The organism is Xanthomonas prunicola (assembly GCF_025266575.1).
Classification (GTDB): domain Bacteria; phylum Pseudomonadota; class Gammaproteobacteria; order Xanthomonadales; family Xanthomonadaceae; genus Xanthomonas; species Xanthomonas prunicola.
In genome coordinates this window covers 2,244,660-2,263,851 of the sequence record NZ_CP096142.1, presented here as the reverse complement: position 1 = coordinate 2,263,851, position 19,192 = coordinate 2,244,660, and the positions used below count along the sequence as shown (strand labels likewise).

The 19,192-nt window shown below is 62.6% G+C and carries 16 protein-coding genes, 1 other RNA gene and 4 pseudogenes; 11 read left to right on the top strand and 10 right to left on the bottom strand.

Annotated features, from left to right (window positions below; all coding sequences use genetic code 11):
• The first annotated feature begins 3 nt into the window (after window positions 1–3).
• Together M0D43_RS09745 and M0D43_RS09740 are read left to right on the top strand one after the other, a co-directional pair.
• Window positions 4–1,284 carry an MFS transporter gene (locus tag M0D43_RS09745; RefSeq protein ID WP_252164457.1) on the top strand — a complete coding sequence of 427 codons (1,281 nt, stop codon included), beginning with the start codon at window positions 4–6 and terminating at the stop codon, window positions 1,282–1,284.
• 20 nt (window positions 1,285–1,304) lie between these two features.
• Window positions 1,305–1,435, top strand: a pseudogene (locus M0D43_RS09740) (VOC family protein); the annotation flags it as partial.
• Window positions 1,436–1,529: 94 nt separating this feature from the next.
• On the opposite strand, the gene M0D43_RS09735 reads toward M0D43_RS09740, so the two are convergent.
• On the bottom strand, window positions 1,530–1,958 hold the full coding sequence (locus tag M0D43_RS09735) for a MerR family transcriptional regulator (RefSeq protein ID WP_260808173.1): 429 nt from the start codon (window positions 1,956–1,958) through the stop codon (window positions 1,530–1,532).
• 89 nt (window positions 1,959–2,047) lie between these two features.
• Between M0D43_RS09735 and M0D43_RS09730 the strand changes: the two genes are divergently transcribed.
• The 4 genes from M0D43_RS09730 to M0D43_RS09715 all read left to right on the top strand — a co-directional run bounded on the left by M0D43_RS09730 (window position 2,048) and on the right by M0D43_RS09715 (window position 6,211).
• Complete coding sequence (locus M0D43_RS09730) at window positions 2,048–2,971, top strand: alpha/beta fold hydrolase (RefSeq protein ID WP_260808172.1); 924 nt, start codon at window positions 2,048–2,050, stop codon at window positions 2,969–2,971.
• A gap of 263 nt (window positions 2,972–3,234) precedes the next feature.
• Window positions 3,235–4,116 carry an NAD-dependent protein deacetylase gene (locus M0D43_RS09725; protein WP_260808171.1) on the top strand — a complete coding sequence of 294 codons (882 nt, stop codon included), beginning with the start codon at window positions 3,235–3,237 and terminating at the stop codon, window positions 4,114–4,116.
• Window positions 4,117–4,176: 60 nt separating this feature from the next.
• Complete coding sequence (locus M0D43_RS09720) at window positions 4,177–5,295, top strand: NADH:flavin oxidoreductase/NADH oxidase (protein WP_252164453.1); 1,119 nt, start codon at window positions 4,177–4,179, stop codon at window positions 5,293–5,295.
• 37 nt (window positions 5,296–5,332) lie between these two features.
• Complete coding sequence (locus tag M0D43_RS09715) at window positions 5,333–6,211, top strand: NAD(P)-dependent oxidoreductase (protein ID WP_252164452.1); 879 nt, start codon at window positions 5,333–5,335, stop codon at window positions 6,209–6,211.
• A 28-nt stretch (window positions 6,212–6,239) separates the two neighbouring features.
• On the opposite strand, the gene M0D43_RS09710 is transcribed toward M0D43_RS09715, so the two are convergent.
• Window positions 6,240–6,316, bottom strand: a non-coding RNA gene (locus M0D43_RS09710) — sX9 sRNA.
• Window positions 6,317–6,569: 253 nt separating this feature from the next.
• Here M0D43_RS09710 and M0D43_RS09705 point away from each other — a divergent pair.
• Window positions 6,570–6,962 (top strand): XVIPCD domain-containing protein, encoded by a 393-nt coding sequence (locus M0D43_RS09705; protein ID WP_252164451.1) that lies wholly within the window; start codon window positions 6,570–6,572, stop codon window positions 6,960–6,962.
• 220 nt (window positions 6,963–7,182) lie between these two features.
• On the top strand, window positions 7,183–8,034 hold the full coding sequence (gene purU, locus M0D43_RS09700) for a formyltetrahydrofolate deformylase (RefSeq protein ID WP_252164450.1): 852 nt from the start codon (window positions 7,183–7,185) through the stop codon (window positions 8,032–8,034).
• Between the two features lie 393 nt (window positions 8,035–8,427).
• Here purU and M0D43_RS09695 read toward each other — a convergent pair.
• From M0D43_RS09695 to M0D43_RS09660, 8 genes and pseudogenes are all read right to left on the bottom strand, one after another.
• Window positions 8,428–8,981: pseudogene (locus M0D43_RS09695) on the bottom strand (integrase core domain-containing protein); the annotation flags it as partial.
• Window positions 8,963–9,130, bottom strand: a complete 168-nt coding sequence (locus M0D43_RS09690) for a hypothetical protein (RefSeq protein ID WP_252165185.1) — start codon at window positions 9,128–9,130, stop codon at window positions 8,963–8,965. The pseudogene M0D43_RS09695 and the gene M0D43_RS09690, both read right to left, overlap by 19 nt.
• Window positions 9,131–9,219: 89 nt before the next feature.
• Window positions 9,220–10,125: a hypothetical protein gene (locus M0D43_RS09685; RefSeq protein ID WP_260808170.1), complete on the bottom strand. Its 906-nt coding sequence runs from the start codon at window positions 10,123–10,125 to the stop codon at window positions 9,220–9,222.
• 233 nt (window positions 10,126–10,358) lie between these two features.
• Window positions 10,359–10,929: pseudogene (locus M0D43_RS09680) on the bottom strand (IS5 family transposase); the annotation flags it as partial.
• 276 nt (window positions 10,930–11,205) lie between these two features.
• Window positions 11,206–13,167, bottom strand: a complete 1,962-nt coding sequence (locus M0D43_RS09675) for a choice-of-anchor X domain-containing protein (protein WP_252164448.1) — start codon at window positions 13,165–13,167, stop codon at window positions 11,206–11,208.
• A gap of 414 nt (window positions 13,168–13,581) precedes the next feature.
• Window positions 13,582–14,493, bottom strand: a complete 912-nt coding sequence (locus tag M0D43_RS09670; RefSeq protein WP_260808169.1) for a methylenetetrahydrofolate reductase — start codon at window positions 14,491–14,493, stop codon at window positions 13,582–13,584.
• A 113-nt stretch (window positions 14,494–14,606) separates the two neighbouring features.
• On the bottom strand, window positions 14,607–15,272 hold the full coding sequence (locus M0D43_RS09665) for an epoxyqueuosine reductase QueH (RefSeq protein ID WP_101364612.1): 666 nt from the start codon (window positions 15,270–15,272) through the stop codon (window positions 14,607–14,609).
• The gene (locus M0D43_RS09660) at window positions 15,272–16,186 is read right to left on the bottom strand and encodes a LysR family transcriptional regulator (RefSeq protein ID WP_260808168.1); all 915 of its coding nucleotides are present in this window, start codon (window positions 16,184–16,186) and stop codon (window positions 15,272–15,274) included. The genes M0D43_RS09665 and M0D43_RS09660 overlap by 1 nt, the downstream gene beginning before the upstream one ends.
• A 193-nt stretch (window positions 16,187–16,379) precedes the next feature.
• Between M0D43_RS09660 and msuE the strand changes: the two genes are divergently transcribed.
• From msuE to M0D43_RS09645, 3 genes and pseudogenes are all read left to right on the top strand, one after another.
• Entirely contained in the window at window positions 16,380–16,967 is a 588-nt protein-coding gene (msuE, locus tag M0D43_RS09655; RefSeq protein WP_252165013.1) for an FMN reductase, read from the top strand.
• Window positions 16,968–17,109: 142 nt separating this feature from the next.
• Window positions 17,110–18,091, top strand: a pseudogene (locus M0D43_RS09650) (DUF1852 domain-containing protein).
• 28 nt (window positions 18,092–18,119) lie between these two features.
• A complete protein-coding gene (locus tag M0D43_RS09645; protein WP_252164445.1) occupies window positions 18,120–19,148 on the top strand; it encodes a methionine synthase in 1,029 nt (342 codons plus the stop codon).
• Window positions 19,149–19,192: the final 44 nt, after the last annotated feature.

The following is a 19,192-nucleotide window of genomic DNA, read 5'->3' as shown; positions in this document are numbered from 1 at the left end:
GCTGTGTCTTCCTCTGATCGCCGCCCGGGTCCGCTGCCCGACCCATCCGTGACCTCCGACGTTGGCGCCGCCGCACCGGCAGCGTTGCGCATTCGCCTGGCGTTGTTTCTGGCCGGCTTTGCCACTTTCTCGCTGCTGTACAGCGTGCAGCCGGTGCTGCCGGAATTCGCGCGTGCCTTCCATGTGGACGCAGCGACCGCCTCGCTGCCGTTGTCGCTGGCCACTGGCGCACTGGCCCTGGCCATCTTCTGTGCCGGCGCAGTGTCGGAAAACCTCGGCCGGCGCGGGCTGATGTTCGTGTCGATCGCCATCGCGGCGGTGCTCAACCTGATCGCTGCGTTCCTGCCTCACTGGGGTGCGCTGGTGCTGGTGCGCACCTTGTCCGGCATCGCGCTGGGCGGAGTACCGGCGGTGGCGATGGTGTACCTGGGCGAGGAATTGCCGGTCAACAAAATGGGCGCGGCCACCGGCTTGTACGTGGCCGGTAATGCCTTTGGCGGCATGAGCGGACGCATCGTGATGAGCGTGCTGACCGACCACACCGATTGGCGCACCGCATTGGCGGTGTTGAGCGTGTTCGATCTGCTGTGCGCACTGGCGTTCTTCTGGTTGCTGCCGCCGTCGCGCAACTTCGTGCGTCGGCACGGCATCAATCTGCGTTTCCATCTGCGCGCCTGGGCCGGGCATCTGCGCGATCGCAATCTGCCGTTTCTGTTCGCGCTGCCGTTCCTGTTGATGGGCGTGTTCGTGTGCCTGTACAACTACGCCGGCTTTCGCCTGGGTGGGCCGGAATTCGGTTTGAGCCAGAGCCAGATCGGCATGATCTTCAGCGCCTATGTGTTTGGCATCGTCAGTTCGTCGGTGGCCGGTGCGGCCTCTGACCGGTTCGGGCGCGGGCCGGTGGTCACGACCGGCATCGTGTTGTGCGTGCTCGGCGTGGCGCTGACCTTGGCGCACGCGCTGGCGTTGGTGGTGACCGGCATCGTGCTGCTGACGATCGGGTTTTTCATCGCGCATTCGGCCGCCAGTGCGTGGGTGAGCCGGCTCGGTGGCGCGCATCGCAGTCACGCCGCATCGCTGTATCTGCTGGCGTATTACGCCGGCTCCAGTGTGATCGGCGCGCTCGGCGGCTGGTTCTGGCAGCACGGTGGCTGGGGTGCGCTGGTCGGTATGTGCCTGACCTTGCTGGCGCTCGCTTTCGCGGCCGCCTACGTGTTGCGCCAGCGCGCCGACGACACGCGGCCTTACGGCCGGTTTGCGCCGCATCCTGCGCGTGGCGAATGACATGACTGCAGCAGGCGCAGGACCACATCGTCGCTGCCGGTGTCGCCATCGAGCAGGGTCCGATCCAGCGTACCGGCGCAACCGGCGCGTTGTTGTCGGTCTCCTCCGCGATCCGGACGGCCACCTGATCGAGGTCAGCAACCTGTTGTAGTGGCCGATCGCTGTGCCATGTGTGCGCTGTGCGACGTGGCAGGGCGCGCGATGCCAGGCACCTTGAAGCGATGGCTGTCGCTCACCCTTCCGATCTAGCGTGCCCGCTCGCTGCGTGCCGTCTGCGCTGCAGAAGGTGATGCGGCGATCGCATCGGCCGCACCCTGTGCCAGGGTTTCCAGCAGGCGCCCACGCCGCCGTTCCAGATCGGCCAGCTGGCGTTCGATCTGCTGCAGACGCGCGCGATGCACGTATGCGGTTTCCGGGCACATCTGCGCACCTTCCACCAACCGCATGCAATCGGGGAAGCCGAGGATGTCGTCCAGACTGAAGCCGGTGGCGATCAGGCGCTGAATCTGCCGCACCTGTGCAACGCACGCTGCAGGGAAGACCCGATAGCCGTTGGCGCTGCGCGAAGAGGTCAGCAATCCATGGGCATCGTAGTGACGAATCGAGCGCACGCTGGCGCCGGTCTGCAGTGCCAGTGCGCCAATGCTCAGCGAGGGTTCGGGAGGCGTTGCCATGCGCCAAGCATACGTTGCACGCACTGCTTGACCCTCACATTGGTGTCAGGCTGGAGGATGGCCGCTCCCATTGTCTGGAGTTCACTCCGATGCCTGTTCGCTTCCCGGTCATTGGCATGCGGCCGATGCGCTACGTTCTGGCTTGCCTGTTGCTGCTTTCTTCAACGTTGGCCGCGGCCGTCACCCCTGGTTCGTGCAGTTATACGGTGACTGCGCCCGACGGCGTCACCCTGGCAGTGCAAGAACACGGCGCCGCCGAGGGCCCGGCGATCGTGTTCGTGCATGGCCTGCTCGGCAGCCGCATCAATTGGGATGCGCAGCTGGCCGATGCGCGTTTGCAACGCTATCGGCTGATTACCTACGATTTGCGGGGGCATGGCTTGTCCGGAACGCCGGTCGCGGCATCTGCGTATCAGGAGGGCATGCGTTGGGCCGACGACCTTGCTGCCGTGTTGAAGGGGGCAAACGCGCGCGACGCGGTCGTGGTGGGGTGGTCCCTGGGCGGCGCAGTGATCAGCAACTACCTGAGCCACTACGGCGATACCGGGCTTGCTGGAGTGGTGTACGTCGACGGTGTGATCGAACTGCGTGCGGAACAGTTGGGTGCGCATCCAGCGATCTATCGTGATCTGGTCTCGCCGGATCTGCACACGCATCTGCAGGCGGTGCAGGAGTTCGTGCGGCTGTGCTTCGCCACTCCACCGCCCGCACCGGTATTCGAGACGTTGCTGGCCAACGCATCGCTGGCCTCGTGGGATATGCAGCGTGCCGTGCAAGGCATGTCGATCGACCTTGTCGGCCTGCAACGCACGCGCCTGCCGGTGTTGCTGATGTACGGCGTGCGCGATGCGCTGGTGGCGACCGAGCCAACGTTGACGCGTGCCAGACAGGTGCAACCACGGGCGCAGACCGTGCTGTACCCGGACGCCGGGCACGCTCCGTTCCTGGAAGACAGCGTGCGTTTCAATCAGGATCTGCTGCGCTTTGTCGAACAGATACGCGCCGCGCATTGAGCGCCGGCGCCCACAGCGTGGCCGACCGCGCGAACGCATCGGAACCAACTGCGCGGCCATGGGGCGCTGCTGTACCGTCTCCGGGCCTGCATCCAGGGCGGCGCGTTGCGCGTCTTCGGTGTGCATCTTCACTGATCGACGACGGCGTGATATGCACAGCTATACGCGAGCAAGCGCGCCGGTCTGGCTGCCGACACTGCCCCGCAGCGGGGCAGGCACGTGGCGCTGGTGCAACGTGCTTCTATGGCTTCCGGAATTACCACATGACTGCTGTCCTTGCCCACGACGACCACACGCTGCAGGACTTCATCGAGCGCCATCAGCGCCTGTTCGTGCTGACCGGCGCCGGCTGCAGCACCGATTCGGGCATCCCCGATTACCGGGATCTGCAAGGCGGCTGGAAGCGTCCACAGCCGGTGACGTTCCAGGCGTTCATGGGCGAGCTGTCCACGCGGCAGCGCTATTGGGCGCGCAGCCTGGTCGGTTGGCCGCGCTTCGGCTTGGCGCAACCCAATGCCACCCATCACGCGCTCGCTGCGCTGGAGGCGCGTGGCCAGTTGGAAGTGCTGCTCACCCAGAACGTGGACCGCCTGCATCAGGCCGCTGGTAGCCAGGCGGTGATCGATCTGCATGGTCGGCTGGATGTGGTGTGCTGCATGCGCTGCGAGCGCCGCATGCCACGTACCGACTTTCAGCTGCTGCTTGAACAGGCCAATCCCGGTTGGGCGGAGCTGGAGGCCGCGCAGGCGCCCGATGGCGATGCCGATCTGGACGATGTGGCCTTCGAGCATTTCGTGGTGCCGCCATGCCCGGTGTGTGGTGGCGTGCTCAAGCCGGATGTGGTGTTCTTCGGCGAGAACGTGCCGCGCGAGCGGGTGGAGCGCGCATTCGTGCACCTGCAGGCGGCCGATGCGGTGCTGGTGGTGGGTTCGTCGCTGATGGTGTATTCGGGCTTTCGCTTCGTGCAGACCGCTGCACGCAATGGTTTGCCGATTGCCGCACTTAACTTTGGACGCACGCGCGCCGACGAACTGCTGACGTTGAAGGTGGAGCAGTCCTGCGCGCAGGCGCTGGCGTTCCTGCACGGGCCGCCGGACCTGCCGCGTGCACGCAGCGTCAATGACGCCAGTGCGCGTTCTGCATGACGCAGTGATCCATCGCAGCGGTTGTGCCGACGCGCGCGGCGCAGTGCAATAAGCCTCCCCGTGTCAGTTGTGGATGCCGCCTTGAGCCAGTTGTTCTCCCCCATCGCCTTCGGCCCGCTTGCGCTCGCCAACCGGATTGTCATTGCGCCGATGTGCCAGTACTCGGCACAGGACGGCCGCGCCAGCGATTGGCACCGCATCCACTTGGGCACGTTGTCGCAATCCGGTGCCGGCCTGCTGATTCTCGAAGCGGCCGCAGTGGTGCCGGAAGGGCGCATCAGCTACGCCGATCTGGGCCTGTATGACGACGCCACCGAGCAGGCCCTGGGTGAGGTGTTGCAATCGGTACGGGCCTGGTCGCCGATGCCGATCGGCATCCAGCTGGCACATGCCGGCCGCAAGGCCTCGACCGATCTGCCGTGGAAAGGTGGCGAGGCCATCGCACCCGATCACGCGCACGGCTGGCAGACCGTGTCTGCATCGGCGGTGCCGTTCCGCGCAGAGCAGCCGGTGCCGCAAGCACTGGATCACGCCGGGATCGATGCCGTGGTTGACGCCTTCGTCGCATCGGCAAAACGCGCCGAGCGACTGGGCCTGGAGTTGATCGAACTGCATGCCGCGCATGGCTATCTGATGCATCAGTTCCTGTCGCCACTGAGCAACCAGCGCAGCGATGCGTATGGCGGGTCGCTGGAAAATCGCATGCGGCTGACGCTGCGCATCTTCGACGCGGTGCGTGCGGCCGTGTCGGAAAAAATCGCCCTTGGCGTGCGCATCTCGGCCACCGACTGGGTCGAAGGCGGTTGGGATGTGCAGCAGAGCATCACCTTGTCGAAGGCGCTAGATGCGCGCGGTGCGCAGTACATCCACGTTTCCAGCGGAGGGCTCGATCCGAGGCAGCAGATTCCGCTGCAGGCAGGCTATCAAATTCCGTTCGCGCAGGAGATTCGCGCGCAGGTGAGCACGCCGGTGATTGGCGTGGGCTTGATCACCGAGCCGGCGCAGGCCGAGGCGATTCTGCAAGAAGGCCAGGCCGATGCAATCGCGCTGGCGCGTGGCATCCTGTACGACCCGCGCTGGCCGTGGCATGCCGCCGCGGCACTGGGCGCGTCGGTGACTCCGGCGCCACAATATCTGCGCTGCGAACCACGCGATGCGCGTGGCGTGTTCGCCAATTGATCCGCACCCCTGACGTCATACCGAACAAGGACAACGCATGCCGATAGGATTTCTGGGCTTGGGCACGATGGGCCTGCCGATGGCGCACAACCTGCTGCGTGGCGGATTCGAACTGAGCGTATGGAACCGTTCGCCCGAACGCGCCCAGCCGCTGCGCGACGCTGGTGCCACGGTGGTGGAGCAACCGTGCGACGCTGCGCACGGCCCGTTGCTGTTTTCGATGCTGGCCGACGACAACGCAGTGCGCCAGACCTTGCTGGAGCGCGGCGTGCTGGACGCGCTGCCGGCGGGCAGCGTGCACGTCAACATGGCCACCATTTCGGTCGCGCTGGCGCATGAATTGACCGCGCTGCATGCCGAGCGCGGTGTGGCCTATGTGGCCGCGCCGGTGCTTGGGCGCGTGGATGTGGCCGAAGCCGGCAAGCTCAATATTCTGGCGGGCGGCGATGAAGCCGCAGTGGCGCGGGTGCAGCCGATGTTCGATGTGCTGGGGCAAACGACCTGGCACATCGGTCGCGCACCGGAGCAGGCCAATGCAGTGAAGCTGGCCGCCAACTTCTGCCTGGCCAGCGCCATCGGGGCGATGGCAGAAGCCAGCGCGCTGGCACGCGGCCATGGCGTGGATGCCACGCAGTTTCTGGGCATGCTCACCAGCACCTTGTTCGCCGCGCCCGCCTACCAGGGCTATGGCCGCCTGATCATGCAACGCGCCTACCTGCCCGCCGGCTTCACTGCCACGCTGGGTCGCAAGGATGTGGACCTGGCCATCCAGGCTGGTGCCGACAAGCAGGTGCCGATGCCGTTGGGCGAAGTGCTGCGCGCCGGCCTGGACGAGGCCATCGCGCATGGCGACGGCAACGCAGACTGGGCGGTACTGGCAGAAGTCTCGGCGCGGCGGGCGGGGCAGGTTGCCTGATCGCACTGCCGCAACGCGGATGTAGAGCGGCTATCAGAACGTAGCGCGCAGTCGTCAAGTGGGCGTGGACGGCGCGCTCAGAGCCGCAGCGTACGAGGAGTACATGCCGATTCCGAGCACAGGCCACGCCGCCTGGCGGTTGCGCCGTCGTTTTGTTGGCTGCTCTTCGCCCTGCGCAAGGCACTTCGCTTCAACGCACGACAGGCCACGGCTTGCTCACCTAAACATGCAGCAGACCTTCTAAAATGGCTGCCCGTGACAGCCGCCGCTCCAGGGAGGATGCGATGCGACACCTGCATATCATGCTCGGTTCGACCGAGCGCACACCGCGCGCACTGGCGTGCGCCGGTGACACACGATGACCGATGCTCCGGCCATCGCCCAAGGCCCGGTAGGCCCGGACCATCCCGAGCACCCGGACCACTATCTGTTCGCACAGATCCGCGAAGCGGTGAGCGTGCTCGATGCCGAGTTGGGCAAGCCTGTCGATGACGCGAGCGAGCGCATGGTGGCGCGTCTGCTGCCGCTGGCCAAGCAGCATGGCTTCGATCAGGTGGACTACGTGGTGCTCAGTCGCCACCTGGGCGAAGTCGGCGAGAATGTGTTCCTGGTGCGTGGCGAGCTGTCCGATCCGGCGCATCTGCGTGCGCACATCACCACGCAGGAAGCCATGGAGACATCGGTGGATGCGTCGCTTGCGCAGCTGGAGGAGATCAACCGGCGGCTGATGCTGCGTTTGCCGCCGCGCTGAGGGGCGTGCACCGGGTCGTGCATGCGTTCGCGCTGCGCGATCGATCACAGCATCACGCATCAGCACAGTGCAGGTCGTGCAGCAAGCAAGTAACGCAATAACGACACCCCGGCCAAAAGCTGCCGCGCCGCACACAGGAGTTTCGCGCCTGTTCGCACTGCAAAGGTTACCGACGCAAGCACTGCGTCGGTGAGGTCACGTATTGGCTATCATTGCGTCAATGCGCTCCGACTACATTCTCACGCTATCCTGCCCCGACCGCACCGGTATCGTCTATCGCGTGACCGGGCTGCTGTTCGATCTGGCCTGCAACATCCTCGACGCGCAGCAATTCGGCGACGAGGAAAGCGGGCGGTTCTTTTTGCGCGTACATTTCGAAAAAACGCCGTCAACCGATATCGCCAGCCTGGAACAGCAGTTTTCGGTGTTGGCAGGCGCGTTCCAGATGCAATGGCAGTTGCACGACGCGCGTCGCCGCGCGCGGTTGCTGGTGCTGGTGAGCAAGCAGGGCCACTGTCTCAACGACCTGCTGTTCCGCACCCATAGCCGGCAACTGCCGGTGGAGATCGTCGCAGTGGTCTCCAACCACGCCGATTTCGCACCGCTTGCCGCGTCCTACGGCATCGACTTCCATCATCTGCCGGTGAGCGCAGACACGCGCGCCGAACAGGAGGCGCAGCTGCTCGCCCTGGTCGACGACCTGCACATCGATCTGGTGGTGCTGGCGCGCTACATGCAGATTCTCTCGCCAGGCCTGTGTCGCGCGCTGGCCGGGCGCGCGATCAATATCCATCACAGCTTCCTGCCCAGCTTCAAGGGTGCGCAGCCGTACCACCAGGCGCACGCACGCGGGGTCAAGATCATCGGCGCCACCGCGCACTATGTCACCGAAGATCTGGACGAAGGTCCGATCATCGAACAGGACGTCGCCCGCGTGGATCACGCCATGACTCCGCGCGACCTGGTGCGCCTGGGCAGCGACACCGAATCGTTGGTGCTCGCACGCGCGGTGCGTCGCCATGTCGAACATCGCATCCTGCTCAATGGGCACCGCACTGTGGTGTTTCGCTGAGGCGTAGATGCTGTGCGGCACCGCATGCGGTCAGACCGCCGTTGCACTGAGTAAGCATGACGTGGGTTAATACTCTTGTTTCCACCATCAGTATCTGGGCGAACGCGATCCGAAAGTTGTGCCAGAGCTGCGTAGCTCGACACCAGACAAGAAAGAGTCTGCAACGTGAAAAGATCCTTCTTACGGCAACTGCTGCACTTTGCATCTGCCTCCCTCTCTGCAACGCGGCCAAGCGTCCGCAGTCGGCTGACGTGAGCGGGTCAGTGGGGAGGAATAGGCGTCTCGTAGCAAGAACTTAGACTCTACTCAGGATTCCAGCGCGATCGTCACGTCGTCAGGCAGCTAAATTCATAGGCTGGCGGCGACGTCCCCCGCCCTGAGTAGTGGTCGGGTTTAGAGTCCGGGGCTGATGATATCGGTGTTTGCCAGATGTTGGGCATAAGCAGCCGGCGTCATGCCGCCAATTGCTTTCTTGGGTCGGTCCTCATTGTATTCGCGTCGACAGCGTTCGATCTCGGTGCGCGCGTGCAGCAGTGTTGGGAACCAGTGTTCGTTGAGGCATTCGTCGCGTAGTCGGCCGTTGAACGATTCGACATGGGCGTTCTGGTTCGGCTTACCTAGTTGGATCAGCCGCAACTGCACGCCACGTGCATGCGCCCAGGCGACCATTGCCTTACCGCGAAACTCCTTGCCGTTGTCGGTGCGGATCACCTGCGGCAGGCCGCGACTGTGCGCGAGTTGGTCAGCACGCGCGTAACACCGTGGCCCGATATCGCGCGCTCCACGTCGATGGCGAGTGTTTCGTGGGTTGCGTCGTCCACGATCACCAGACACCTGATCACCTGGCCTTCGGTGGTGCGGTCGAACACGAAGTCCATCGACCACACCTGGTTGGCCTGCGACGGCCGCAACAGCGGCTGACGCTCGCCTACCATGCGTCTTCGTCTTTGCTAAAGATCGCTTCAAGTTTTTTTGACAGCACCAGGAACGCCGCGGCCTCGGCCAACGCCTTCTTCTTGCGCCGCAACTCGCGCTCAAGCTCCCCAATGCGCCGGCGAGCCCTTGCTGCCGCCAGGCAGCTATTGGGGAAAGTCACACCAATACGCGTCCGGTCCGGACGCGCTTTTTTGACGGATCATTACCTGACTAGCCACGTGGGATCCACACCAACAAGACAAAAGCTGTTCAGGGCAAGCGTTCATGCTCGAGCGTTTGCTGCAGCCCCTGCAGGCCTTTTGTATTTGGCCAGCCCTCGAATACATAGATCACTTCCCCATCGCGGACAATGTAGAAGGTCGGCGTATCAATACTTGCCAGCTTTTTCCAGTCAGCTCGCAGATACATAGGGTGCATCTGGAGCTGCGGATGTGCTGCATTCCAGGAGAGTAGATCCTCCACTGGCAACGTACGGCCGGGCGCCACGAGCAACAACAAATTCTCGCGCAGCCATTGCAAGTCAGGCCGTCTTTCTATTTCCAAAAGCGCGCGAACCGAGAAGTGGCACGCCGGATGAACCATCGCTACCACCTGCGCGCTATGGGCAACTGGATGCCACGCCTCCACGCTTGCATGCGCAGCGTCCTGCAAGGATAGGATGCGCCAACCTTGCGCCGCAGCCCGACCAGTGAAGTGCAGCTGCGGCAAAACCGGCAAATCCAAGAGCGACATCTGCTGCCGCAACGCGTTGGCCTCGTTGTAGCGCGACACTGTCACCAGTGCACCTATGTAGGTGCGTGTGTGCCAATCAGTGGCCTTTCCGGACGCGGCCAGCCGATGATACAGACAACCCAAGGTATCGACGTCAACCGGATCTTTTGAGTAAATCTCAACGAATGCAGTAGCCCGGAAGAGATCGTCGGCATCGAAATGAGTGATGCCACGATTCAAGCAAGGACGTGTAGTTGCAGATAATTGGCGATACAGCGCTACAACCGCACGGCTACGAGTTTGCCCCACCTGATTGCGGTACTGCGCGTTGAAATTGGCCACGCGATCGTAGATTTTATAGTTTCCTGCAATCGCGGTTGGTACGTATATTGCACAAAACGCCATCCACCGGATGAAAATTTTAATGAAAATCGCCTTATTCATTGCAATCACTCATGCAGACAGACCCTAAGTCAGGTATGCAAATGACGTGACCCCTACATGTAGCATTCTTGGTAAATTTACGTGAATAAATGTCAATTCCATAAAGATCCTCGCCAAATGTCCGAATCACTTCGCGATCACGCTGGCTGTTAACCCTTATACTTTCCATGGATCGAAGTTAACTCCGTAAACCTAAAGACAGGTAGGAGGGCGTAAGCCTGGCTACTACCCAGGTGCACCAGCCCGGAAAACTCATCCACGCCGATGTTCGCTTTCATCCCGAAATACCCCTGGATTGCCCTTCTTGGTCTGATGCATTTCAGCGGCGCGTGCGTGATCGGCGTTCTTGGTCTAACTGGCCGCCGCGATCACGGTCGCATCGAAAATCGTGCCCGAGCGCAGGCTCTGGCCCTGGCGCGCCAGATGCGCGTTGACCGCTTCCAGCATCCGCGCGGCAAGGCCATGGGTCTTTAGCAGGCGGCGAGAGTTGAGAATCGTGGTCTCATCCGGAATGTTGTCCAACCCACCGAGCTGAGCAAATCGCCGCAAGGTCGGGATCTCGTGCAACGCTTCTTCCATCGCCGGATCGCTCAACGCCTACCATTGCTGCAGCAAATGAATCCGCAACAGCGTCGCCAGTGCGTACGGTTGCCGACCTGGCGGCCCCGATACCGGATAGTGCAGCCAGATCAGCCCGAGCAGTTGCTGCCAAGGAACGACCTGCTCCATCTCGGCCAAGAAGATCTCCCGGCGGTTCTGCTTACGCCTGCCCAGACCCTCAGCATCGCCAAACGTCAGTTGCATGGCGCATCCCTCTACATGAGGCGGGTAGTGTCGCGTATCTGTGGTGATCTGATCAGACCTTCCCTAACGTCGTCCCCGATGTCGTTTCTCTTGCTCGATTTGATTCCACCACCAGGACCGAGCGCCGTCATACTCTGGCTCGTTAGGCTCGCAATCGGCGAAAGGCCAGCAGTAAGACAGGCATAACACCGCATGCCCTGCGGCGGCCATGCACCGGCAGACAACGCAATGGCCGGCTCGATCCAGCCGGCCATCGCACTATCAGTCCATCGGGTATCACCGCGCCGCATTCGCATTCATCACCGCATTGCGGTTGGCGTCCAGATACTGCGCGGGGTCGCGCATGCCGGTGGTGTGGCATTGGCCGGTGGTATGGCCGAGATTGACGCCGCCCGGCAGCTGCGCGTTGACCTGCTCCACAACGCCGTCTTCGGGGTCGTTCAAGACAAGGTCCGAGGCAGCGTTGCAGTAGTCGTTGGTGTACCACTTCTTGCTCTTGGCGAACGAGGTGGTGTAGTAGTTGACCTTGGCGCGTGCGTCGGCCGGAATGCCGGCCAGCCAGGCCTTGGCACCGTCGTAGGTCATGTCGGTGTTGGTACCGCAGCCCACACCGAACCATGAACCTGCCGTGGCCAGGACGCCGGCCATATTGGTGCCCTGATACGGCGCGCCCACCGATTGCATGACCCGCCCGCCGGTCGCGTTATCCAGCCCGCTCCAGTAGTAGGTGTACAGGTGCAGCGCAGCCATACCGCCCTGGCTATGCGCCACCGTGGAGAACGACGACCACTGGCTGGCGAACTGCGCCAGTCGCTGCGCGAACTGGTCGTTGCTGCGATTTTGTTTGGGATCCAAAAATGTCGATGCATTGGTGAATTGCGCCTGTGGCCATACACCGTTGGAGCAATAGCCGTGCACCAGCACCAACTGCGAACCGGCGGCCTGTGGCTGCGCCGTCGCCATCGTGGAGGCCAACGCAGTCGGGCGCGGGCCCTTGCGCATGCTTTCGTCGATCGCAGTGCTGGCACGCGCGAGACTGGCGCGTCGCAACGCAGGCACCTGCAACGGCAGCGTGGCGGCCTGCACCAGCGGGATGTAATGGTCCGGGTCTTCGATGCGCAGGCTACGCAGCGTAAACGGCGCACGCGCACCGGCGCGCGCAATCCAGCGTTCGTCCAGGCTCAATGGCAGCTGGCCTTGTTGGGGTGTCAGCATGCCGCCGATCCACGCCACCGGTATGTCCTTGCCCTTTGCGTCGGTGCCCCACACCTGGGTGAACACCCGATAGTGCGACGGTGCGTTGCCGCGTGCGGCCACCGGCAGTGCAATCCTCAGCCGTGTGCCTTCGGCAGCGCGTGCGTCAAGCGCATTGCCGAGCAAACGCAAGGAGGTATCCAGCACCGGCACCACATGCTCGCTGGTACGCACGAAAGGTTGCCCAGCCTGGTCATGCCCACGTACGATCACCTGCGCAATCCAGGTGCCTTCGCTGGTCGGCTGGAACGTGCCGCCGTACACACCATCGCCAGCGGCGCCGTCGTCATGCTTGCCGTCATCGGCCATCGGCAGGTTGCGGATGCTGCCTTGTGGATCAATCACGCGCAGGCTTGCTTCGTCGATCTTCCCGGCCTGCGCAGCCAACAGCGTGGCGCCGCGTGCGTCGTTGCCACTCAACAGCGCATTGAGCGTGAGCGACTGGCCAACCTGTTGCTGGCGATTGCGCAGGTACGAAGCGAGCTGCGTACGCCCATCGCCTTCCATCAGCACATAGCCGCGCTGCGCGACCGGCGAGGCCGACTGCAGCGTCAGCGACCAGTTGCCATTTTGTGCGGACTCCACGGCGTAGCGCATGCCCTTGGTGCCGCTCTCGGCGGTGCCCAGCAGCGCGCGTTGCGCTTGGAGCGGCGTTGCCACGGCGGCGGTGCGTGCGCCAGCAACTGCAGGTGCAGTCACTGCCGCATCCCAGGCCTGATCGCCAGACAACACCATAAAGCGCAGGTGGCCATTTTCGACCGGCAAACTGCCCTGCCAACGCGCGGATTGACCGGCAGGCGCAAGTTCAACTGGCAGTAGCGCACTCTTGGACAAGATCGCCGACTCGGCTGGATCTGGCGCACGCATCTGCGCGAACTCTTCCGGTGGGCCAGCCAATTGCTTGGGCTGCAACTCGGCCGCAGCGAGTGGTGCAGACAGCAGCGAGAGGGAGCACAACAGCGACAATAGCGACGGCTTCGGCATGGCGGGATCTCTCGGTGAGCGTTGCAGAAACAATGCCCTCGCGCAGGGCTACGACATCGGATGCAGCGCTCCCTCGCCGTGATTGCCAACCATCATGCCGCGCTCCTGTGACAAGTCTGCTGGGCGCTGCACTACCTCACGTGCGGTAAGCGCTCGCTAGAAACACACAGCCTATGAGCAGGATCGCGGACGAGACGTGCTTCCCGAGAAGACAGGGGCGGCGAACGATGCCGCCCTCACGTTTCCACTCTCTTTGCGAATGCCGCCGTAGTGGACAGCATGCCTTGGCCAACGCTGCATGCAGCGCACTCAGCGTCTCTCATCCTTGCCGGCCTTGCCACTGACTGATAACCCGAGCATTCGCGGTGTGACGGTCTCAAGCCACTGTTGATTGGTACACGGCACGACTGTGCCTCAGGCCCGATCCGCTCGGCCGGCGCTGGTGCGATCTTGCGGCGCGTTGCGCGAACGATAGTGCGCGACCCACTCCACAGACTGGGCGATGCCGCCGAACGGAAAGAGGTGCAGGCGGATATCTCCATGCGCTTGCGTCAGGCGGCTGGCGAGGCGATCGACAAAGCGATCCGGCCCTGCGTTGCCGAATAACTTACCAATCGAGATGCCATAGTTTGATAGCGCCGACGCGCAGGCGCCGACACCGCAGCGTGCCGCATAGCGTGCGAGTACGGCGACGCTGGCAGGACCAGGCACGCCCACACGCACCGGATATGTCATGCCACGCGCGCGCAGCGCTTCCACCCAGGTCACCACGCTGTCGGCGTCGAACCCGAACTGCGTCACGATCAGGGGCGCCATGCCGCGCTCTTGGATGCTGCGACACTTACGTTCCAGGACGTCCCATTGTTCCGCCGTGCGCATGTTCGGATGTCCCTCCGGATGACCTGCTACGCCGATGGTGCGGATACCCGAACGTTCAAACACGCCGGTATCGATCAGCGACAAGCTATCGGGAAAAGGTCCCTTCGGAGTGGACGGATCACCCGCGATCACGAGGCAGCATCTCGCCCCGGCTTCATCGACTGCGCGCGCGACCAATGCCTGCAATTGCGCAAGCGACGTCATGCGGCGCGCGGAAAGATGCGGGACGGGTTCGAAGCCTAGGCCGCGCACCATCTGTGCTGCAGCCAGTCGCTCAGCGTCGTGTTGGCCTGGCACGTAGGGAATGAAAATGGCCGAGCCAGGCAGGATGCGCGGCGCCGCCTTGGTCAGCGCGCCGATGTCCTTGACGCTGACCTCCAGCGAATAGGCGTCGGCGACTGTGTTGGCAATTGTAGTGGCCAGGCTCGGTGTGTCTGTAGAAATCACGGGTCTTGCGGTCGTGTCATGATGATTGGGTGGATTCGGCGTGGCGCGGCGTTCTGATCGCGCGGGAAGGGAGCCTGAAATCCAGCTGTGGTCTCAGCTCACCGACAACAGACTCAGTCTTCCTGCGCGTCATCGCCATAGAACTTCACGCCGAGTTGAATGCGCTTGCGACCGCTGTCCACACGATGGCGATTGGTGTCGCGCAGGGAGTAGACGCAGCCGCAGTATTCCTGCTGATAAAAATGTTCGCGCTTGCTGATCTCGATCATGCGCGAGGCGCCACCACCCTTGCGCCAGTTGTACTCCCAATACATCAGGCCGGGGTACTTGGCTGCAGCGCGAATGCCGCAGTCGTTGATCTGCTGCATGTTTTTCCAGCGTGAGATACCCAGCGAACTGGTGATCACCGGAAAGCCATGTTCGTGGGCATACAGCGCGGTACGTTCAAAGCGCATGTCGAAGCACATGGTGCAACGCACGCCGCGCTCTGGCTCGTTTTCCATGCCGCGTGCCCGCTCGAACCAGGTGTCCCGGTCGTAATCCGCATCGATGAAGGGCACGCCAAACTGTTCGGCAAAGCGGATGTTCTCATCCTTGCGCAGCTCGTATTCTTTACGCGGATGAATGTTGGGGTTGTAGAAAAAGATGGTGTAGTCGATGCCCGAAGCCAGCATCGCCTCCATGACTTCGCCAGAGCACGGCGCGCAGCAGGAATGCAGCAACACCTTGGTGTGGCCGGCAGGCAGTGGAAGTGGCGTGCGCTCGGTCGTGGCGTCCATCAGTTGGATCCTCGTGTGTAGGCGGTGGCATTGCCCGGCGCGCGCGCCAGCTCGATAAAGGCGCGCAGGTAGTCGATCGCGATATCCGCCTCGCGTGCGCCTAGATAGATCTGTTTGGGAATGCCGCGCGCGCCCAGCCGGACCGGTACCACGTCCATCCTGGCCGCATATTCCTCGACCAACCAGCGCGGCATCGCCGCCACGCCGCGGCCACTGGCCACCATCTGCATCATGATGTCGGTGGTTTCGATCGCCTTGTGGCGCCGGGGCGTGACACCGGCCGGCAACAGGAACTGGCTGTAGATATCCAGGCGCTCAAGATCCACCGGATAGCTGATCAGCACCTCGCGTGTCAGCTGCTGCGGCTTGACGTAAGCCGCCGACGCCAGCGCATGGCCCTTGGCCACGACCAGCACCTGCTCGTAGTCGAACACCGGCTCGAATGTGAGCCCTGGCTTGAACAGCGGGTCGGGCGTGACCAGCAGATCGATTTCGTAGCCGAACAGCGCGCCAATGCCACCGAACTGGAACTTCTGTTTCACGTCCACATCCACGTCCGGCCACGTGGCCAGATACGGCGCCACCAGCTTGAGCAGCCACTGATAGCAGGGATGGCATTCCATGCCGATACGCAACGCACCACGCTCGCCCTGCGCAAACTGACCCAGGCGCTCTTCGGCCAGATCCAATTGCGGCAGCACCCGGTTCGCCACCGCCAGCAGGTATTGCCCCGCCTGGGTCAGGCGCAAGTTGCGTCCCTCGCGCAGCCAGATGTCCGTGCCCAGCTGCTGCTCCAGCTTTTTCATGCTGTGGCTCAGCGCCGACTGGGTCAGATTCAGCACGCCGGCGGCCGCGGTCAGCGAGCCTTGCTGCTCGACCTGTTGGACGATGGTGAGGTGGATGCGCTCAAGCATTCAGATGATCAGGATTCATGGATTGTTGAAATAACACCATTTTACTTCATCGGATGCGAGCCCTAGCATCAAGGCTCGTTGTTCAGTCGCTGCCGTGACGACGAACTCGTACCCAGAGACGACCGATCAATCGAGTTTAGACGTACTGGCGCACTGCACGACTTCCCCACTGTCCAGGTTGACCCGCATGACTATCAATGTGCCACACCCACTCCGCGTTGTTGCGGTCTCCGGCGGGATGCAACGCCCTTCCAAGGCTGTCGCCTTGGCAGAGCACCTGCTGGAGTTGATCACCGCGCAGCTGCCGTGCGAGCGCCATCTGGTCGAAATTGGGGCGTTGGCACCGCAGTTCGCTGGCGCGCCCTGGCGCTCCCACTTGCCCGGCACAGTGGAGCAGGCGCTTGCACTGGTGGAGCAGGCTGACGTGCTGGTGGTCGCAACACCGGTCTACCGCGGTTCTTTTACCGGGCTGTTCAAGCATTTCTTCGATTTCATCGATCAAGACGCCTTGATCGACACGCCCGTGCTGCTCGCTGCAACCGGTGGCAGCGATCGCCATGCGTTGATGATCGATCACCAGCTTCGGCCGCTTTTCAGCTTTTTCCAGGCACGTACCTTGCCGCTGGGCGTCTACGCCACCGACCGGGACTTCTTGGACTACCGGGTGCACAACGATGCGCTGGCCGAGCGGGCCAGGCTGGCAGTCCAGCGGGCACTACCGCTGATCGAACTGACGCGGCATGCACGTTCCATCACCGCACAGGACGTGGCTGCGGCCTGAGGGCCCAGTTCGCGATAGCCAGGCCACCGGATCAGGCGGCAAGCGCGCACTGATCCAAATCCCGGCTTGCACGCCGCCGGCACTACCCGCTGCGCAGCGACATGCGCGCGTTCCCATCTTAGACACCAGGCATCAGCTCGCCATGACTCACGACTTGAACTTCACCATCAAGAGCCTGCGCTTCGATGAGGACTACCGTCCCTCGGCCACGACGCGCAACACGACAAATTTCGCCAACCTGGCCAGAGGCCAGCGGCGTCAGGAAAATTTGCGCAATACGTTGGCGATGATCAACAACCGCTTCAACGATCTGGCACATTGGGATAACGCCAAGCGCGACCGTTATGCGGTGGAGCTGGACATCATCTCGGTTGAAATGAACATCGGCGCGCGCGCCAGACGATGCCTTTCCGTTGATCGAGATATTGAAGCCCACCATCGTCGACCACCACACAGGTGCGCGTCTGGAGGGCATTGCAGGCAATAACTTTTCTTCTTACGTGCGCGATTACGATTTTAGCGTGCTGCTGCCAGCGCACAACCAAGACGCGTCCGGCTTCAATATCCCGGAAGATTTTGGCGACCTGCATGGCAAGCTGTTCAAGCACTTCGTGCACTCGGCCGCCTACACCGCGCGCTTCCAGAAATCGCCGGTCATCTGCATCAGCGTCTCCACCAGCAGAACGTATCACCGCACCGGCAACCGGCATCCCATTCTGGGCATCGAATACCGGCAGGACGCGTTTTCGCTGACCGATCAGTATTTCGAAAAGATGGGCCTGCAAGTGCGTTATTTCATGCCCCCCAACAGCGTTGCGCCCTTGGCATTTTATTTCTTCGGCGATTTGCTCGGCGACTACACCAACCTGGAGCTGATCGGCACCATCGCCACGATGGAGACGTTCCAAAAAATTTACCGGCCAGAAATCTACAACGCCAACGCTGCAGCGGGGGCGATCTATCAGCCGAGCCTGAAGCATCAGGATTATTCGTCCACCCAGATCGTCTACGACCGTGAAGAGCGCAGCCAGCTCGCCGTGACGCAGGGCAAATTCACCGAAGAGCATTTCATCCGGCCTTACGGCAACCTCCTTGAGCAGTGGGCGTCCAGCCACGCTTCCTAATCAACCAGAACGCAAGACATCCCTCATCATGACAAAGCTGCTCCCCACCTCAACTGCCGGTAGCCTGCCCAAGCCGTCCTGGCTTGCCCAGCCTGAGACGCTGTGGTCGCCCTGGAAATTGCAGGACCAGGAACTGATCGAAGGCAAGCAGGACGCGCTGCGTTTGTCGCTGCAGGAACAGCAGCACGCCGGCATCGATATCGTCAGCGACGGCGAACAGACCCGCCAACATTTCGTCACCACCTTCATCGAGCACCTCAGTGGCGTGGATTTCGAAAAGCGAGAGACGGTCAGGATTCGTGACCGTTACGACGCCAGCGTACCGACTGTCGTTGGCGCGGTGAGCCGCCCGAGATCCGTCTTCGTGGACGATGCCAAATTTCTGCGTCAGCAAACCCGCCAGCCGATCAAGTGGGCGCTGCCGGGTCCCATGACAATGATCGACACGCTCTACGATGCGCACTACAAAAGCCGCGAAAAGCTGGCATGGGAATTCGCCAAGATCCTGAATCAGGAAGCCAAGGAGCTCGAAGCCGCTGGGGTTGACATCATCCAGTTCGACGAGCCGGCCTTCAATGTCTTCTTCGATGAGGTCAACGACTGGGGTGTGGCGACCCTTGAGCGCGCGGTGGAAGGGCTCACGTGCGAGACCGCTGTCCACATTTGCTATGGCTACGGCATCAAGGCCAATACCGATTGGAAGCAGACGCTGGGATCGGAGTGGCGCCAATACGAAGAGTCGTTCCCCAAGCTGCAGACGTCCTCGCTCGACATCATCTCGCTGGAATGCCACAACTCGCACGTGCCGATCGATTTGATCGAGCTCGTACGTGGCAAGAAGGTGATGGTCGGCGCCATCGACGTGGCAAGCGCCACGATCGAAACGCCGCAGGAAGTGGCCGAGACACTGCGCAAAGCGCTGCGCTTCGTCGATGCCGACAAGCTCTACCCGTCGACCAACTGCGGCATGGCGCCGCTCGCCCGACACGTCGCACGCGGCAAGCTGAGTGCACTCAGTGCAGGTGCGCAGATCGTGCGTGGAGAGCTATCGGCCTAGAGCCGCTGACACAGCCATTGCGCGAAGCGTCGGGCGGGGCGGGT

What these genes read in the sequence shown, in the direction of transcription:
- M0D43_RS09735 (WP_260808173.1), bottom strand. Translation starts at nt 1,958, where the DNA reads ATGGCAACGCCTCCCGAACCCTCGCTGAGCATTGGCGCACTGGCACTG.
- M0D43_RS09730 (WP_260808172.1), top strand. Translation starts at nt 2,048, where the DNA reads ATGCCTGTTCGCTTCCCGGTCATTGGCATGCGGCCGATGCGCTACGTT.
- M0D43_RS09725 (WP_260808171.1), top strand. Translation starts at nt 3,235, where the DNA reads ATGACTGCTGTCCTTGCCCACGACGACCACACGCTGCAGGACTTCATC.
- M0D43_RS09715 (WP_252164452.1), top strand. Translation starts at nt 5,333, where the DNA reads ATGCCGATAGGATTTCTGGGCTTGGGCACGATGGGCCTGCCGATGGCG.
- M0D43_RS09705 (WP_252164451.1), top strand. Translation starts at nt 6,570, where the DNA reads ATGACCGATGCTCCGGCCATCGCCCAAGGCCCGGTAGGCCCGGACCAT.
- purU (WP_252164450.1), top strand. Translation starts at nt 7,183, where the DNA reads ATGCGCTCCGACTACATTCTCACGCTATCCTGCCCCGACCGCACCGGT.
- M0D43_RS09685 (WP_260808170.1), bottom strand. Translation starts at nt 10,125, where the DNA reads ATGAATAAGGCGATTTTCATTAAAATTTTCATCCGGTGGATGGCGTTT.
- M0D43_RS09675 (WP_252164448.1), bottom strand. Translation starts at nt 13,167, where the DNA reads ATGCCGAAGCCGTCGCTATTGTCGCTGTTGTGCTCCCTCTCGCTGCTG.
- M0D43_RS09665 (WP_101364612.1), bottom strand. Translation starts at nt 15,272, where the DNA reads ATGGACGCCACGACCGAGCGCACGCCACTTCCACTGCCTGCCGGCCAC.
- M0D43_RS09660 (WP_260808168.1), bottom strand. Translation starts at nt 16,186, where the DNA reads ATGCTTGAGCGCATCCACCTCACCATCGTCCAACAGGTCGAGCAGCAA.
- M0D43_RS09645 (WP_252164445.1), top strand. Translation starts at nt 18,120, where the DNA reads ATGACAAAGCTGCTCCCCACCTCAACTGCCGGTAGCCTGCCCAAGCCG.